This window comes from Leptolyngbya sp. NIES-2104 (assembly GCF_001485215.1).
GTDB lineage: Bacteria > Cyanobacteriota > Cyanobacteriia > Leptolyngbyales > Leptolyngbyaceae > Leptolyngbya.
On the sequence record NZ_BBWW01000001.1, the window covers coordinates 3,524,218 to 3,539,647 of the forward strand.

Annotated in this window: 14 protein-coding genes; 5 read left to right on the plus strand and 9 right to left on the minus strand. The window is 47.5% G+C overall.

Going from position 1 to position 15,430, the window contains the following annotated elements:
- Positions 1 to 79 precede the first annotated feature (79 nt).
- Complete coding sequence (locus NIES2104_RS16720; RefSeq protein WP_058999426.1) at positions 80 to 1,027, plus strand: ParA family protein; 948 nt, start codon at positions 80 to 82, stop codon at positions 1,025 to 1,027.
- Here the strand turns inward: NIES2104_RS16720 and NIES2104_RS16725 are convergent.
- Complete coding sequence (locus NIES2104_RS16725; protein ID WP_058999427.1) at positions 992 to 1,513, minus strand: AAA family ATPase; 522 nt, start codon at positions 1,511 to 1,513, stop codon at positions 992 to 994. The two genes, NIES2104_RS16720 and NIES2104_RS16725, sit on opposite strands and share 36 nt — an antisense overlap.
- On the minus strand, positions 1,482 to 2,777 hold the full coding sequence (locus NIES2104_RS16730) for a glucose-1-phosphate adenylyltransferase (RefSeq protein ID WP_059001821.1): 1,296 nt from the start codon (positions 2,775 to 2,777) through the stop codon (positions 1,482 to 1,484). Before NIES2104_RS16730 ends, NIES2104_RS16725 begins: the two co-directional genes overlap by 32 nt.
- Positions 2,778 to 2,982: 205 nt before the next feature.
- Here NIES2104_RS16730 and gcvT point away from each other — a divergent pair, with 205 nt between their 5' ends.
- Both gcvT and gcvH read left to right on the plus strand, forming a co-directional pair.
- The gene (gcvT, locus tag NIES2104_RS16735; protein WP_058999428.1) at positions 2,983 to 4,065 is read left to right on the plus strand and encodes a glycine cleavage system aminomethyltransferase GcvT; all 1,083 of its coding nucleotides are present in this window, start codon (positions 2,983 to 2,985) and stop codon (positions 4,063 to 4,065) included.
- Between the two features lie 33 nt (positions 4,066 to 4,098).
- Complete coding sequence (gene gcvH / locus NIES2104_RS16740; protein WP_058999429.1) at positions 4,099 to 4,485, plus strand: glycine cleavage system protein GcvH; 387 nt, start codon at positions 4,099 to 4,101, stop codon at positions 4,483 to 4,485.
- Here gcvH and NIES2104_RS16745 read toward each other — a convergent pair.
- The 6 genes from NIES2104_RS16745 to NIES2104_RS16770 form a co-directional block, all read right to left on the minus strand.
- Positions 4,461 to 5,387, minus strand: coding sequence for a carbohydrate ABC transporter permease (locus NIES2104_RS16745; protein WP_058999430.1), 927 nt, complete (start codon positions 5,385 to 5,387; stop codon positions 4,461 to 4,463). The genes gcvH and NIES2104_RS16745 overlap by 25 nt on opposite strands.
- A gap of 40 nt (positions 5,388 to 5,427) precedes the next feature.
- Positions 5,428 to 6,030, minus strand: coding sequence for a hypothetical protein (locus NIES2104_RS16750; RefSeq protein ID WP_058999431.1), 603 nt, complete (start codon positions 6,028 to 6,030; stop codon positions 5,428 to 5,430).
- Positions 6,031 to 6,300: 270 nt separating this feature from the next.
- Entirely contained in the window at positions 6,301 to 7,299 is a 999-nt protein-coding gene (gene egtD, locus NIES2104_RS16755; protein ID WP_059001824.1) for an L-histidine N(alpha)-methyltransferase, read from the minus strand.
- 13 nt (positions 7,300 to 7,312) lie between these two features.
- Entirely contained in the window at positions 7,313 to 8,473 is a 1,161-nt protein-coding gene (locus NIES2104_RS16760) for an ergothioneine biosynthesis protein EgtB (protein ID WP_225895254.1), read from the minus strand.
- Entirely contained in the window at positions 8,457 to 9,239 is a 783-nt protein-coding gene (egtC, locus tag NIES2104_RS16765) for an ergothioneine biosynthesis protein EgtC (protein ID WP_058999433.1), read from the minus strand. Before egtC ends, NIES2104_RS16760 begins: the two co-directional genes overlap by 17 nt.
- Before the next feature lie 48 nt (positions 9,240 to 9,287).
- Positions 9,288 to 9,668 (minus strand): DUF423 domain-containing protein, encoded by a 381-nt coding sequence (locus NIES2104_RS16770; RefSeq protein ID WP_058999434.1) that lies wholly within the window; start codon positions 9,666 to 9,668, stop codon positions 9,288 to 9,290.
- A 737-nt stretch (positions 9,669 to 10,405) separates the two neighbouring features.
- On the opposite strand from NIES2104_RS16770, the gene NIES2104_RS16775 reads away from it, so the two are divergent.
- Complete coding sequence (locus NIES2104_RS16775) at positions 10,406 to 11,767, plus strand: CmpA/NrtA family ABC transporter substrate-binding protein (protein ID WP_058999435.1); 1,362 nt, start codon at positions 10,406 to 10,408, stop codon at positions 11,765 to 11,767.
- Positions 11,768 to 11,936: 169 nt separating this feature from the next.
- On the opposite strand, the gene NIES2104_RS16780 is transcribed toward NIES2104_RS16775, so the two are convergent.
- Positions 11,937 to 13,190 carry a pentapeptide repeat-containing protein gene (locus tag NIES2104_RS16780; RefSeq protein WP_058999436.1) on the minus strand — a complete coding sequence of 418 codons (1,254 nt, stop codon included), beginning with the start codon at positions 13,188 to 13,190 and terminating at the stop codon, positions 11,937 to 11,939.
- 228 nt (positions 13,191 to 13,418) lie between these two features.
- Between NIES2104_RS16780 and NIES2104_RS16785 the strand changes: the two genes are divergently transcribed.
- Positions 13,419 to 15,410 (plus strand): CapA family protein, encoded by a 1,992-nt coding sequence (locus NIES2104_RS16785; protein ID WP_058999437.1) that lies wholly within the window; start codon positions 13,419 to 13,421, stop codon positions 15,408 to 15,410.
- Positions 15,411 to 15,430 lie beyond the last annotated feature (20 nt).

A 15,430-nucleotide genomic window follows, 5' to 3' on the forward strand; every position in this document is an offset into this window, starting at 1 on the left:
TTTGTCACTGGTAAATCAGAACGCTGTATGATGTCCCAAATGTCCGGGTAGCGATTTTGACGAATCATCGGAGGCGAGCATGACGTATACGATCGCAATGACGAACATGAAAGGCGGAGTTGGTAAAACAACGCTGTCCGTCAATTTGGCGACTTGTCTAGCAAAATTCCACCAAAAGCGTGTTCTCTTGGTTGATCTCGATACGCAGATCAGCGCGACGTTGAGCTTGATGCCGCCTGCGGATTTCGCCAAACTGCGGAATGATAAGCGGACGTTGAGGAATTTGATTAATCGTGCGATCGCGTCTGACCCAAAATTGCCGCAAATCGTCCCAGATGCGATTCATAAATATGTTTGTCAGTTGAAAGGCTTCGATCTGTTGCCCGGTGATATTGATTTGTATGACGAATTTTTGGTGTCTCAACTGTTGCACAAAACGGCACTACAGAAAGGTGAAACCGATTTTGAGCAGGTTTGGAATATCTTCGAGAAGCAATTGATTCGGAAAGTGTTAGAACCGATCGAGAAAGATTACGATTTCATTATTCTCGATTGTGCTCCGGGCTATAACTTGATTACTCGAAGTGCATTGTTAGCGAGTAATTTCTATCTGATTCCCGCGAAACCTGAGCCACTTTCGTTAATTGGAATTCAGCTTTTAGAGCGTCGAATTAATAAGTTGAAAGAGACGCATAAAACAGATACGACTGAAGTTGAATTAGAAATGTTGGGCATTGTGTTTTCACTGTCCGGTAATAACATTTTGACGGGTCGTTATTACGGGCAAGTGATGAAGCGATTGAATGAGGATTTCAGTGAAGCGAAATTATTTAAGACGCGGATTCCGTCAGATGTGAATGTGTCGAAAGCGATCGATAGTTTCAGTCCGGTTGTATTAGCAAATCCGGGAACTGCGGGATCGCGATCGTTCGCGATGCTGGCTCAAGAAACACTCCAGAAACTCTCAATTTTAACGAAGACAAATCAAACCTTACAGAAGAAGATGTCGCTGGCAGCTTTGGATTGAGTCACACCAAATACATTCATCTAATCCCTCATCTAATGCGGGTGGTGCGCCATATAATCGACGTGCCATCCGATGAATGACTGCTTCTGGAACGACTCGCGATCGCGCTTTATTTCTCTCCAAACAAACCTCGATCGAGGGATTGATCCAAACTCCGGTAATCTTCGTAAATCCGCATTTTCTCGCTAATGCGATCGCGGCTCTTCGCTGTTTTCTCACCGCATTGGTCGCATCGTAAATCGCGAATTCGATTTCGCCTTGTTGAATCGAATGAACGGCTTGATCAAACTGCGATCGAACTTCTAGCCAAATTTTTAACCAACTGCCTTGAATCGCTTCTTCACCGAACAATTGAGCGCGAATGGCATCGGTTGAAATAATGTGCGAATGAAGAGAGCGGGCAAAAGTCGATTTCCCGCTCCCTGGTAAGCCGATTAACAGAATGAGATGAACCTTAGATGATGGTTCCGTCGGGAATAATTGCACCTTTCAACGTGACGACAATTCCACTGCGAATATAGAAACCCATATTTTCTCGATCGGCTTCCTCAACTCGATCTTTGTTCACGATTTGAACATTGCAGCCAATGTGAGCATTTTTATCAATAATTGCCCGACGAATGATCGTGTCAGACCCGATGCCTAAAGGAACTTTTGGAGTACCGCAATCAATTCCTGATTTCCGTTCGGCGTGACCTTCGTAGAAGTCAGCACCCATAATCAGCGCGTCCTCGATCACTGAATTCGCTTCGATTCTCGATCGAACTCCCAACACCGAATGATGTATCCGGCAATTCTTCAGAATGCAGCCTTCACCGATGATCGATTCGGTCACATGAGAATCGAGGAACTTGCTCGGAGGCAGGAAACGCTGGCGAGTGTAAATCGGAGATTGCTCGTCGTAGAAACTAAACGGCGGATAAGGTTGCTGAGTCAGAGCAAGATTGGAATCGTAAAAAGCCGCGATCGTTCCAATATCTTCCCAATAATCGTTAAACAAATACGCTTGAACGTTATAGCGATCGGATGAACTGGGAATGATTTCTTTGCCGAAATCGGTTTGATTGGGTGCTTCTTTTAACAGCCTTTCTAACACTTCTTTCTTGAAAACATAGATCCCCATCGAAGCAATATAGGGATTCTGAAGTGCTTCTTCTGCGGTTAAACCGAGCACCGTTGTATCGACCTGCATTGCTTTTAGCGCATCGCCTTTCGGCTTTTCACTAAAATCGATCACTCGTCCTTCCTGGTCGATCTTCATCAATCCGAAATCTGAGGCACGCTCATCATCCATCGGCACCACAGAAAGCGTAATATCTGCACCTGTATCGCGATGCCGCTGCACAAATTCGCGATAATCCATCCGGTACAAATGATCACCCGAAAGAATCAGATATTCGTCAATATCCCACTCTTGAAACAGCCAAACATACTGACGAACTGCGTCAGCAGTACCTTGAAACCAATTGGGATTTTCAGCGGTTTGTTGAGCCGCTAAAACTTCGACAAAGCCTTCATTAAAGCCAGAGAAATTGTAAGCGCGGCTCAAATGGCGATTAAGCGAGGCAGAATTAAATTGCGTTAGAACGTAGATCTTAAAAATTTCTGAGTTGATGCAGTTACTCACTGGAATATCAATCAGTCGATACTTTCCAGCAAGGGGAACGGCGGGTTTGGCTCGTTGCTTGGTCAACGGATACAAACGGGTTCCAGCGCCCCCTCCCAAGATGATTGCTAATACCTTTTTCACAAAATAACCTCGCACTTCCACTTCGACTCCCACCCTTAGTTTCTGTCTGGATGGCAAAGTTGACAAGGGGTTTCGGGCAGAGAATTCAAATTGGGGATCGATCGAGGAAAATTTCGAGGCGTTTGCAATCTAGAATACATTCACAAATCAAAATTGCGAGAAATGATAACTTTGGAATGATGTCTTTTTGTTGTGAGTTGCTCCCTTGAATTCTTTGCGCCGTACCCCGTTGTATGATTTAGCCGTTTCGCTCAATGCCCGAATGGTTGGGTTTTCTGGCTGGGAAATGCCTGTTCAATTTGGTGGCATTACTCAAGAACATCACGCTGTTCGATCGGATGCTGGAATGTTCGATATTTCCCACATGGGCAAATTCACGCTCAGTGGCAAAAACGTGCTGACTCAAATTCAGCGGCTGGTTCCGTCCGATCTGAGCCGTTTACAGCCCGGACAAGCTCAATACACGGTGCTGCTGAATGAACAAGGCGGCATTATCGATGATTTGATTTTTTACTATCAAGGAGACGATCACTGGACGGTGATCGTGAACGCGGCAACGACTCAGAAAGACCGCGATTGGATGTTAGCGAATTTAAACGGTGTTGACTTTCGAGATCTGTCTGATTCCAAAGCTTTGATTGCTGTGCAAGGTAAAAAAGCGGTTGAACATTTAAATGCGATCGTTGATCAAGATCTCTCTCATATCAAACCTTTTGGACATTTAGAAACCAAGATTCTCGGTCATCCTGCCTTCATCGCCAGAACGGGCTACACCGGAGAAGACGGATTTGAAGTCATGATTGATGCAGAGTGCGCGATCGGACTTTGGCGATCGCTACTCGATACGGGAATTGTTCCTTGTGGGTTAGGAGCGCGGGACACGCTGCGATTAGAAGCAGCAATGGCACTTTACGGACAAGATATCAACGATTCGACGACACCGCTCGAAGCGGGATTAGGCTGGCTCGTGCATCTGGATACGAAAGGGCATTTTATTGGTCGATCAATTCTCGAAGATCAAAAACAAAATGGAGTCAAAAAACGGCTCGTAGGTTTACAAATGCAGGGGCGGAATATTGCGCGGCACGATTACCCGATTTTTGTTGACGGTGAAGAAGTCGGAATCGTTACGAGCGGCACTCTGTCACCAACAGTTGGACAAGCGATCGCACTCGGATACGTGCCAACTGAATTATCAAAGCCTGGTCAACTTGTAGAAATCGGCATTCGGGGGAAAAATTATGGCGCGATCGTGGTTAAGCGTCCGTTCTATCGCGCAACCAAATAGAATAGAGATTGAAATTTGACCCCCGATCCGCTCATGGCATTCGATTATCCTGACACGCTGAAATACACCGACTCTCACGAATACGCCAAACTCGATGGTGATACTGCCACAATCGGCATTACTGCATTCGCGATCGACCAACTAGGCGATATTGTGTTTCTGGAACTCCCGGAGCCAGGAACTGAGGTGCAAAAAGGCGAGAATTTCGGCACGGTGGAGTCGGTGAAAGCCGTGGAAGATCTGAAATCTCCTGTCACTGGAACGGTTTTAGAAGCGAATACGGAAATGGTCGATACCCCAGAAAAATTAGTCGATGATCCTTACACTTCTGGCTGGCTGATCAAAGTTCAGGTGAGTGATCCGTCTGAGCTTGAAAGTGCCTTGTCTGCTGATGCTTATCGCGGTATGGTCGAAGGCTGATCGAGTTCAGTGTCTCCTAAACTGTCTGTCGATCGCTGCACCGCCAACCGCACGATCGACAACATCAAGATAATCAAAAACATCACAAGCCCGATCGTACAGGCATAGCTAATCTCCAATTTCGTGTACTGCTCATACACGTAAAACACGATCGTTTTCGAGCTATTCAACGGACCGCCCTGCGTCATGATGAAAATCTCTTCAAACACCTTCGTTGCAGAAATCGCTGAAATCACCGCTACGAGAAACAAATAAGGCTGCATTAGCGGAATCGTAATATCCCAGTGCTTGCGAAATCCATCAGAACCATCGATCGCAGCCGCTTCATAAAGTTCCACCGGAATCGATTGCAATCCCGCAAGATAAATCACCATGTAGTAGCCCAACCCTTTCCAAATGGTCACAACCATCACGCTGAATAGGGCAAGATTCGGATCAGTCAGCCACGGCACACCCTCAAAGCCGATCGCTCTGAGAAACTGATTTAGCAAACCGTTATCTGAGTAAAGCCACTTCCAAGCAATTCCCGCCACCACCATCGAGATAATTACAGGTGTGTAGTATGCGACTCGAAACCAGCGAATCCCCCGGATTTTCTGATTGACGAGAATGGCGAGAGCGAGAGGCGCGATCGCTAAAACTGGAACGACACACACCAAATACAGCAACGTATTTCGTAACGTTTGCCAAAATACCGGATCGCGGCTCAATCGCTGAAAATTTTTCCATCCGATCCACTGAGGCTCTCCGATCAAGTCATAGCTTGTAAAACTCAGATAAAACGCTTGCAGTGCCGGATAAAAAACCGTGAACCCCAACACGATCAAAGCTGGCAACAGAAACAGATAAGGCGTAGATCGCCGCTGCATCGGATACCAGCTTTTGAGAATTGCTTTATACATTGGGCAGTGAAGTTGCAAAAAGCCACTTCACACTGTACTACTAATCGATTTCCTCTGCTTCAACGCGACGAATCGATCGACGAGCAGGCAACATCTGAGTCCGGCGACGATTCGACAAATAGCCCGGATATTCATCGTGCACCACCTCGATCGTGCGGGAAGGTCGCTGCTGTTTGGCAAACAGGACGAACATTCCCACCAGCGCAATCCCACCTCCAAAGGTGAGAATCACACCGCCCAACATCCAAAGCAGATTCGAGAATACAGGATTGTTCTCAATTCCTTGATTGACGGGCTTCGGTGGATTCGCTAAAGCGGCTTTATTCTGAGCGTTTAGCGTTTCAATTAAAGCTTGCTGGCTCTGAAGTTGGGTTTTGAGTTGCTCGGTTTGAACTCGTTGCTGCTCAACTAATGCTTTGAGTTGTTCGGTTTCTGCCCGCTGTTTGTCTACATCGGTTCCAGTTGTGGTGGGGGGAACCGTGGGAGCAGGCATACCCGGCTGAACAGAATAGCCGTAGTTTGGGAGAGGCTGAGACGGAGCGAGAACGGGTGCAGTCGTGCTGCCCACTCCTCCTCGCAGTAAAATCACAGCCGCAAGTCCTGCGAGTGCTGCGCCTCCTAAAAATGATGTCGTCTCACTCATCTCCCCTTCACCTTTATGCTGGATTGCAACGCGAATCTTCTCCTAAACCGTATTCTGATAATCGTGACTCAATCCAGGATGTTTTGATCTTTTCAGTGATTCTACTAATATTCAAGATCAGATTTCCGGGTTTGTCCATATCAGTTTATATAGATTTTTCAAAAAAAGGGCAGTTTCTAATAAATTTAACCAGTGGAACTGCCCGATTTTGTCGAGTACTGGATGCACTTTAGAATGCCCAAGTCACGATCGAACACGACTTTTTCAACTTTAGGCACGTTGACACAGTAAAACGGCGAATGCAGCCGATGAATCTGTCCAAACTTGAATGCAGGGAAGTTGTTTTTCTGTCAACAGCTTTTTCATTTGATCGAGATCAAATTTTCGCGAGATTTCACTGAGAATCGTTTCACCCTGGGCAAATTCGACGGTCAAATTTAATGCTTGGAGATGGATGATTTGCGATCGCAAACTCCGCAGGTGCATTTCAATTTGTCGATTCGTTTCGTTGTAAATTGCAATGTGCTGAAACTGCGTTAAATCGAAATCTCCCTGAAATCGCTGGTTCAAATGTCGCAACATATTCAAGTTGAATTCAGCCGTAATGCCTTGTCGATCGTTGTACGCTGCTTCGAGTTGTTCGGTCGATTTGTGTAAATCAATTCCGAGTAGAAAATATTCTTTCGATTTCAATGCGTGGGTAATGCGATCAAGAAAAAGGTCACATTCTTCGGGGTTCAAATTGCCTAACGTACTGCCGATAAAGCCGATCATGCGACTCGGAAGATGCGTTTTCGGTAATTTCTCTAGGGCGAGTTCATAAGTTCCCACCAGTCCATAAACTTCAAGCTCCGGATAATCCTGGAGAAGACTGTGAGCGCTACTTTCGAGAATTCCGGCGCTAATGTCGATCGGGCAATAAACGAGCGGAAATCCCGCCGATCGATACGCATCTAATAAAAGTCGCGTTTTTGTCGAATTGCCGCTACCGAGTTCAATCAGTTCACAATCTCCCGTGATTTGGGCGATTTCGGGCGCACAAGATTTGAGAATTGCTGTCTCAGTGCGGGTGAGATAGTACTCTGGAAGTTCGGTGATTTGCTCAAAGAGTTGGGAACCTCGATCGTCATAAAAATATCGAGGCGGTAATGTTTTCGGGGTTTGGCTCAATCCGAGAACGACATCGCTACCGGGATGCAATTCGTCATCAGATGGCGTTGAACGATCGATTAAATAGGTTAAATGAACGCGGTCAGAAATGCCTTGCATCACAGCGAACTCCTCATACACCAGAAACACAGCGAAAGCCAGAGAAGATTTCTCGGACGTGCGGATAATACCAGTTTCGGAAGGAGTTTCGCATTGCCCACGGGAAAGTAACCCAGCTTCCACCTTTTAGAACCCGGTGCGCCTGATCAAAATAAGTTTGAGAATAGCCAGGGTACGGATAGCTTTCAAAGTTGGGATAGCTCTCAAACCAAGTCGCCGTCCATTGCCAAACTTCACCCAGCATAGTTTGAAATTGAGCGGCTTTTTCCCATTCGGCTTCGGTGGGAAGTCGCTTTCCGACAAATCGAGCATAGGCATCGGCTTCGTACCAACTTACACCGCAGACTGGAGAATTGTCGCTGCGATTTAGGCGGCTAATGCCCCCTAAATCCCCCAGAATGGGGGACTTTGAAGAGGATGACCAATAGAGGGGATGGGTGATTTGATCGTCCTGAAGCCATTTCCAGCCTTGCTTAGTCCACCATTGCGGATTCTGATAGCCGCCTGCTTCGATGAACGATCGATATTCTGCATTCGTGACCGGATGTCGATCAATCCAATAGTCTTCTAAATAAATTTCATGTGCAGGACGCTCATTATCTTGAGCCTCGATCGCATCACTCCCCTGCACAAACGAACCTGCCGGAATCAAAACCATTCCCCCTCGACTCTGAGCATCTTTCAATTCAAAGTCCCCCACTCGTGGGAGATTTAGGGGGCTTCCACCCGCCCCAATCGCAGTCCGTAATCCCACCAACGCAAGCACGATCGCGATCGTCTCGGCGTGTTGTGATTCATGCTGGATCAACCATTTCCACAATCGTTCCTGCTCCTCCAGAGGCGCGATCGCTAAGTAATCCAATACTTTCGATCGCACCGCTGCCAAATAGTCCAAAACGGTTTCAATCGCAGGCAACCCAACGCGATCGCACTTCGGCAAACCATCCTGAGCAAACAATCGATGATACTCAGGAAACACAGGCGGATACCCGGCACATCGCTGCAAAATCCAGAGCGCTTCAGTATAAGCAAGATGTCCCACATGCCACCCGATCGGACTGAAATCAGGATGTGCTTGAGTGCAAAAGGTTTCGTAATCGAGCGATTGAATGAGAGTTAGCGTGTTCGATCGACACTGCTGCATCGAATCGCGCAACTCAGATCGGAGTGACATCTGGCTCAAAATCATGATCAACGGTCAACAAACAGCGATCGGGCAATGCTTTCCACTTTCCCTCAAACATCGGCTCTGATGCAATCAGTACTGAGTCTGAAAACTTTGGATCATTCTGCAAATAATAGAGCGTCGGAGTCGGAATGCCTTGAGCATAGCGAGAAGCGACAAGCTGGTTGCCATCACTCAAAATCAGGTTGGCAGAAAACGGAACCTGATGTTTTTCACCTAATTCCGTCAGCACTTTCAGGGTCTGATGTAACGCATCGGTGAGACTAGCACTTGATTCCAATTCATCGATCACAGTGGCGAAGATATGTTCTGAATCGGTTAATCCTTGCACCATTTGATAAGCAAGGTCACTTAAGCGATCGCGCATCGGACGATACAAGGTGTGGCGAAAGTCTTTGATAAATCCGTTGTGCAATCCCAGAATCGACGCATATTGAAACGGTTGAGTATTACTTAAATCCGTCGCGAGTCCCGCTGTTGCACTGCGAACATTTGCCAGCACACAACCCGATTCGACATATCGCCCTAAACTTTGTAAATTCACCTCGTTCCAAATTGGTAAAGTACTGCGGTAGGTAAACGGTTCGGTTTCACGAGTGGGATGATACCAACCGATGCCGAAACCGTCAGCGTTCATCGTCCCTGCTGTCATTTCTTTGGGCTGATAGCTTTGGACGAGAAGAGAATGATCGGATTGAGAAACTAAACGATCGAGCAACACAGGCTGCCCTAAATAACCAAGCAAACGACACATAAAGATGGGGAGGAATCGAACTTCCTCAATCTGACACAAATTCTCAGCTTATGGTTTCAACCGCCAAGCCGCGATCGCTAAACAAACCCATCCCGTCATAAATGCCGCTCCACCGATCGGAGCTACTGCGCCTAAAATTTTCACGCCTGACAGTGACAAAGCGTAGAGACTGCCAGAAAACAACACAATTCCGGCGATAAATGAAATTCCTGAAGCGGTTAAAAGTGGATCTGAGAATTCGGATTGTCGGATAAAAAGAGCGACTAGAATTAATGCGATCGCGTGATACATCTGATATCGCGCTCCGGTTTCAAAGATTTCTAAAGCGCGATCGTCTAATTTGGCTCTCAGCGCATGAGTTGCAAAAGCACCTCCCGCAACTGAAATTCCTGCAAGAATCGCTCCAGCTAATAAAAAGAAACGCATCATTTTCAATCCTTGCAATTTGTTCTACTCAATGATTCTAGATCTGCGTTTCTCGATTGAATTCATAGAGATCGTAAAAATTAAGTTATGTAAATGAATTTGAATTGATTCTGATCTATTTAGAGAATCAATAAGCACGTAAATTCGAGTAGTTTAGACCTTTTCAAAAACGAAAGTTTAGAAACGAAACCTAAGCGATTAATAGACTCAAAGTAATCTCAATAAAAGTACTGTCTCAATTAATTTGGCTTCCTCAAAGCTTCTTTCAATCGAGCTTTCAGGCGTTTCCAGGATTTGTATCATTCAAAATCAATCCTGATAATTGCTCAACACAAGTGAGAAGAATTACCTAGAAAATCAACTTAAAATAAAAACTTATTGAATCGATTGGATATTACTCTTATTGTTTTATTCCTAACCTGTTCAAGATCACCATAAAAGGCTATAAACTGATTTTCATCAGAGAAGAAACAGCAAATTTCTTCAAGGTTTATTCCTTAATTGAATACTTGAACGCAGATACAAATGTCGTTCGGTTGCAGCTTCTACCTGTTCGTCCAAACATTAGAAAGCGTGAGATACTGTACGGCTTCGCGCCCACTGGGTCGCTGAATTTGTGTTGAGAATTCAATTCAATTTGTACTCAGTTTCACTTACTCAAAAAGCTGTCACTTTGGGATTCCTCCTGACGGCTTCTCATGTCAAAAAATAGCGATTTTGTTGGTTAGGAGATTTGTGTTATGAGTCAGTATTCTCGCCGTCGATTCTTGTTCACCGCGACCGCCACTGGAATCGGTGCGATCGCGCTCAAAGGTTGTGTTGGAAACCCTCCAAGCTCTGGAGGAGGAACTGCAACGGCTCCCACTTCCCCTGGTGCTGTTCCTGCGGTGAATCCAGGTGGCGCTGATGCTCCAGAAGTCACCACCGCTCGTCTCGGCTATTTGCCCATCTTTGAAGCGGCACCGTTCATTGTGGCGGTGGAAAAAGGCTTCTTCAAAAAGTACGGCATGACCGATGTGCAAGTTCTGAAGCAATCGTCTTGGGGTGCACTGCGCGATAACATCGTCATCGGCGCAGGCGGCGGCGGAATCGATGGCGCACAATTCCAAATGCCGATGCCCTACGCGATCGCAGACGGCAGAATCACCGATAACCGGAAAGTGCCGATGTACGTGATGATGCAAACTTCCACACAGGGAAATGGAATTGCGATCGCCAATAAGCACCTCGGCAAAAATCTCCACCTTGACTTATCTAAAGGCGGTGCCAATTATCTTAAAGAGCTTTCCTCGAAAGGCACACCGTTCACCGCAGCGTACACTTTCCCTGGTGCAAACCAAGAATTGTGGATTCGCTACTGGCTGGCAGCAGGTGGAATTAACCCCGATACCGATGTCAAACTCATCGTCGTTCCTCCAGCGCAAACGGTCGCGAACATGAAGACCGGAACCATGGACGGATTTAGCACAGGCGACCCTTGGCCCTTCCGCATTTTGTCAGACAACATCGGCTTTATGGGTGCTCTGACCGCTCAAATGTGGAAAGACCACCCCGAAGAATACTTTGGCATGAGAGCCGATTGGGTAGACAAGCACCCGAAAGCCGCTAAAGCTTTGTTGAAAGGCATGATGGAGGCACAGCAATGGTGCGACAATCAGGCAAACCGCAAAGAACTCGCTCAAATTCTCAGCGGACGAGAATTCTTTAATCTGCCCGTCAACATTCTCGAAGCACCGCTAGCGGGTCGGTACAACATGGGCGACGGTCAGCCCGAAATCAACGATGCGGCGATGGGTCCGCTCTACTGGAAAGACAGCAAAGGCAGCGTGTCTTACCCATACAAGAGCCACGATATCTGGTTCCTGACCGAGAACATTCGCTGGGGCATCATTCCAGCAGAAACCGATGTGAAAGCATTGGTGGATAAAACCAATCGGGAAGATCTTTGGAAAGAAGCTGCGAAAGAAGCAGGAATTGCAGATGCAGATGTCCCCAAAGAAACGACCCGTGGCGTTGAAACCTTCTTCGATGGCACGAAGTTCGATGCGGCGAATCCGACCGAATATCTCAAGAGCCTGAAAGTGAAGAAAGTCAACGTTTAGTGAAAGGATGCGATCGTGCAGGGCAATGGTGCGATCGCGCCTCAATCTAGCACTTAAAAAATTCAGCAGTTTGGAGCGTCGATACAATTTCTCCAAAGTGCGATCGAGTGTCCCAAAGGATAGCAGCAAGAGTGCGGAACATCGAAAGATGTCCTGTGCTCTTGTTTTCTTATCTTCCAAGTTTGTTCGGAATTCCTTCACATCCACCGGGAATGGTTCCGCGTGTGTTTGTCCCACCCCACGCACAACAGTAGTAGCGCTGCTCTTCAGTCATATCTTCCGCCCCGGTAAAATCGGCATTTTCAACGACTGCACCCGTATACGCTCCGGTTTTAAAGTTCGGGGGTTCAGTCCGGCTTCGAGGCGAAGCGGTTTCGACCTTGCCGTAGAAGAATCGAGTCCCGCTTAAGTCGGCTCCTCGCAGACTCGCACCACAGAGGACAGTGCGAGCAAAATTCGTTTTGACCAAATCGCAGTTGGTTAAATTAGCGCGGATTAGGTTCGCTTCACTCAAATCTGTCCAGCGTAAATCCGTTCCTGAAAGATCCGCTGCCGCCAACATAATGCCGAGATCGATCACGCGAATTCCATTCAATCGATCTTCTGCATATCCGCCTGTTCCGTTGAGAATTGCCCGTCCTAGCCGTAAATCGCGTTTGAGCGGAGAAAGTAACTTGGCACGAGACAGGAATCGAATGATTTTCGCCTTTCCAGAACCGTCAACGCTGCCGAGAATTGCTGCCGTTCGTCCTTCTGCGATCGCTCTTTCTTGGGGCCAATCTTCGAGCAATCCTTCTTCATCCAAGACCAAATCCGAAATTCCCTGAAAATATGTATCGATCGTTTGCTGCTGCGTAATCGTATTTTGCTGCACAGTGAGTTCGATCGAGATCACGTACTGTCGCCATGCAATATACACTGCCAAAACCGCAATCAAAATCTGTCCTAGCGCACCAAACACTTCACCGAGTGCACCGATCGCATCCCATTGAAGCGTGTTGTACAACTCTCCAAGTGCTCGATCGACTCCCAATAATTTGAGTACCCCAGTCAAGCCCACTAATGCCCCAATCGACCCTAAAACGATTCCTTGATCCTGCTCGGTGAGAATTTCCATCACCACGGGTTTCACCGTTGGATAAAGAATCTGAGCCGACAGCAACAGCGCCACGATCGAGCCTGCCAAAATCATCCAAAACTGATTCAGAAATAGCCCGATCGAAACCACCAACAGCGCCACGATCAAAATTAGCGATCGATTCAAATTCGGAGGCGGTGCGCCAAATCGAGGCGGGGATTGATGAGCCGCTGTGCGTTCTCTAGAGATTTCTGCGCGAGTGGGAATCGAAGAAATGTCAGAACCTGCGCCGTTATTCGTTCCGTTGGTCGTATGAGAGGAAGCCAAATTAGGATCAACAGACATGGGCATTTGTGAATACAGTCATCATGCTTATCCTACCCGCTTCGCGAAGTGGCGATCGGGGTCTGGTGGGTCTATAAATTTGAGCATTGATGGAAATATTGCAGCATCATGCAAAAAATATTTCTTGTAATGTGACAAAAATCGGCTTTTATGCCATAAAATTCGTTCAACTTGTCTGAATTGCAGTATTACTAATCTGTGACATGATGCGTGTGGAGTCGAAACAGTATGGGTTACGCAACTGAATCAAGTCAGCTCTCGATCGAGGAGAGGGCGCGATCGGGTGACTTTCAAGCGATCGCATACTGGCTGAATGTGTTTCTGCTTCCCCATAATCTGTTTGCTCAAGCCGAAGCCGCTCCCCAACCCGGCTGTATTCGCGTCTTAGTCGAATTCCATCCTTCTCCTGAAATCGATGCCTCCTCACCCGAATTTCAGCAGAGTCTAGTCCGTTTTATCTGTCATCACATCTGGAAACTGAATTCGGATGCGATCGACGGGGTTCAGGTGTTTGCTCGATTCATCGGTAAACCCCAACTCCTCTGGCGTAAAACGGTTCGGGTTGTTTCTCCAGCTCGTCGCGCAAAACTGGCAGAATCTTCAGAGCCGCAACCTTCACCCGCAGAATTGCAAACCAAGATTCGACAGGTGACCCGGCAAAAAGTTCAGTTCCGCGCTTTACGATCGCTTCTCCTCACCGGAACAACCGCCGCCGCGTTTATTTTCGGATGCTGGCTCGGTTACGCGGATTCCCCGACCGAACAAAAAACAGCCACCGCTGCGAATTCAGAAACGGTCGCTCGATCGAATACGGTTACGACCGCTTTAGAACCTGTGCAAGTAGAAACAACTGGCACAGCTCAGGATGGAACGGCGACGCTGCTCTTTGGGGGCGATGTGTCTCTGACGCAGCACTACACCGACCTGGTGAAAGACGACACAAAATGGGCGTTTGCGGCACTCCAGGAAACAAAATTGGCAGATGTGTCGATCGTCAATCTCGAAGCTCCATTCACCACCGCAACCGATTCTACGAAGAGCGATCCGCTCAAAGCGAATCCAGCCGAAGTGGAAGTGCTTAAAAATGGCGGAATTAGCCTCGTGAATTTGGCAAATAACCGCATCATGGATTACCAAAGCGCGGGATTAGAAGAAACGATTAAAACTCTAGATCAAGCGGGCATTCGGCACTTTGGAGCGGGACGAGATGCCAAAGAAGCTCGTCGCCCGGAAATTCTCGATGTTGATGGGCAACGAGTCGCGTATCTCGGTTATTTCGGAGCCGAAGATCAAGCCGCCAGAGACGCGCAACCTGGAACGAACTTGAAACAAAACGATCGCATTGCCGCTGATATTCAAGCGATTCGGGGTCAGGTCGATTGGGTGATCGTGAATTTCCACTGGGGCGATGACATTGCCAAGTATCCGAACGATGCTCAAATGGCACTCGCACGATTCTCGATCGATCAAGGAGCCGATTTAGTCGTGGGGCATCACTCCAATATTCTGCAAGGTGCAGAAGTTTATAAAGGTCGTCCGATCGTCTACTCATTGGGCAATTTCATTTTTGGTGGCAAGGCAGAAAGCGATTATGACAGTACCATGCTGAGAGTTGCCCTCAAAGATCGGCAAATGAAAGTTGAGTTGTTACCTGTTGAAGTGCAAGGATTTCAGCCACGAATTGCCACAGGCGATCGCGCTCACGAAATTCTGCATCAAATCGAATCTGTGTCCGATGTGTTCCAGCAACCGTTAAAGTCACCCACCATCATTGATGCTCGATCGAATACGGTGATGCCTCCAGAAGACTCGATTGTGAAACCTGATTCAGAGCAAACGACCCCCGATTCGCAGTCCACACCAGAACCTTCCACCGATTCGCAGACTGCTCCAGAGCCTTCCACTGATTCACAATCTACTCCTGCACCCTCGCCTGAGACGAGTCCGGAAGCTTCGAGTACGCCATCTAGCCCTGATCCCACTGCTCAACCCACTCCCGCTGATCAACCGTGGAATAACAATTCATTTATCAATCGATCGAACAGTCAATCTCCGACTCCGATGGTTCCTCAGTCTGCACCCAGTCCGCAGGCAATGGATCACAAGCGCGATCGTCAAACTCATGCGGGCGATGCGGATCGTCTCGTGCCCACGAATAGCATTGAACCGGGTCGCCGTCGGTATGCGGATCTGCCTGCTCATGCTGACCCCAATTCTTAACACCATTTATTCACCTGCCT

Excerpts from the sequence above, each read along its gene's own strand:
- gcvH (WP_058999429.1), top strand. The coding sequence starts at position 4,099 with ATGGCATTCGATTATCCTGACACGCTGAAATACACCGACTCTCACGAA.
- NIES2104_RS16745 (WP_058999430.1), bottom strand. The coding sequence starts at position 5,387 with ATGTATAAAGCAATTCTCAAAAGCTGGTATCCGATGCAGCGGCGATCT.
- egtD (WP_059001824.1), bottom strand. The coding sequence starts at position 7,299 with ATGCAAGGCATTTCTGACCGCGTTCATTTAACCTATTTAATCGATCGT.
- NIES2104_RS16750 (WP_058999431.1), bottom strand. The coding sequence starts at position 6,030 with ATGAGTGAGACGACATCATTTTTAGGAGGCGCAGCACTCGCAGGACTT.
- NIES2104_RS16760 (WP_225895254.1), bottom strand. The coding sequence starts at position 8,473 with ATGTCACTCCGATCTGAGTTGCGCGATTCGATGCAGCAGTGTCGATCG.
- NIES2104_RS16770 (WP_058999434.1), bottom strand. The coding sequence starts at position 9,668 with ATGATGCGTTTCTTTTTATTAGCTGGAGCGATTCTTGCAGGAATTTCA.
- NIES2104_RS16720 (WP_058999426.1), top strand. The coding sequence starts at position 80 with ATGACGTATACGATCGCAATGACGAACATGAAAGGCGGAGTTGGTAAA.
- NIES2104_RS16780 (WP_058999436.1), bottom strand. The coding sequence starts at position 13,190 with ATGTCTGTTGATCCTAATTTGGCTTCCTCTCATACGACCAACGGAACG.
- NIES2104_RS16785 (WP_058999437.1), top strand. The coding sequence starts at position 13,419 with ATGGGTTACGCAACTGAATCAAGTCAGCTCTCGATCGAGGAGAGGGCG.
- NIES2104_RS16775 (WP_058999435.1), top strand. The coding sequence starts at position 10,406 with ATGAGTCAGTATTCTCGCCGTCGATTCTTGTTCACCGCGACCGCCACT.
- egtC (WP_058999433.1), bottom strand. The coding sequence starts at position 9,239 with ATGTGTCGTTTGCTTGGTTATTTAGGGCAGCCTGTGTTGCTCGATCGT.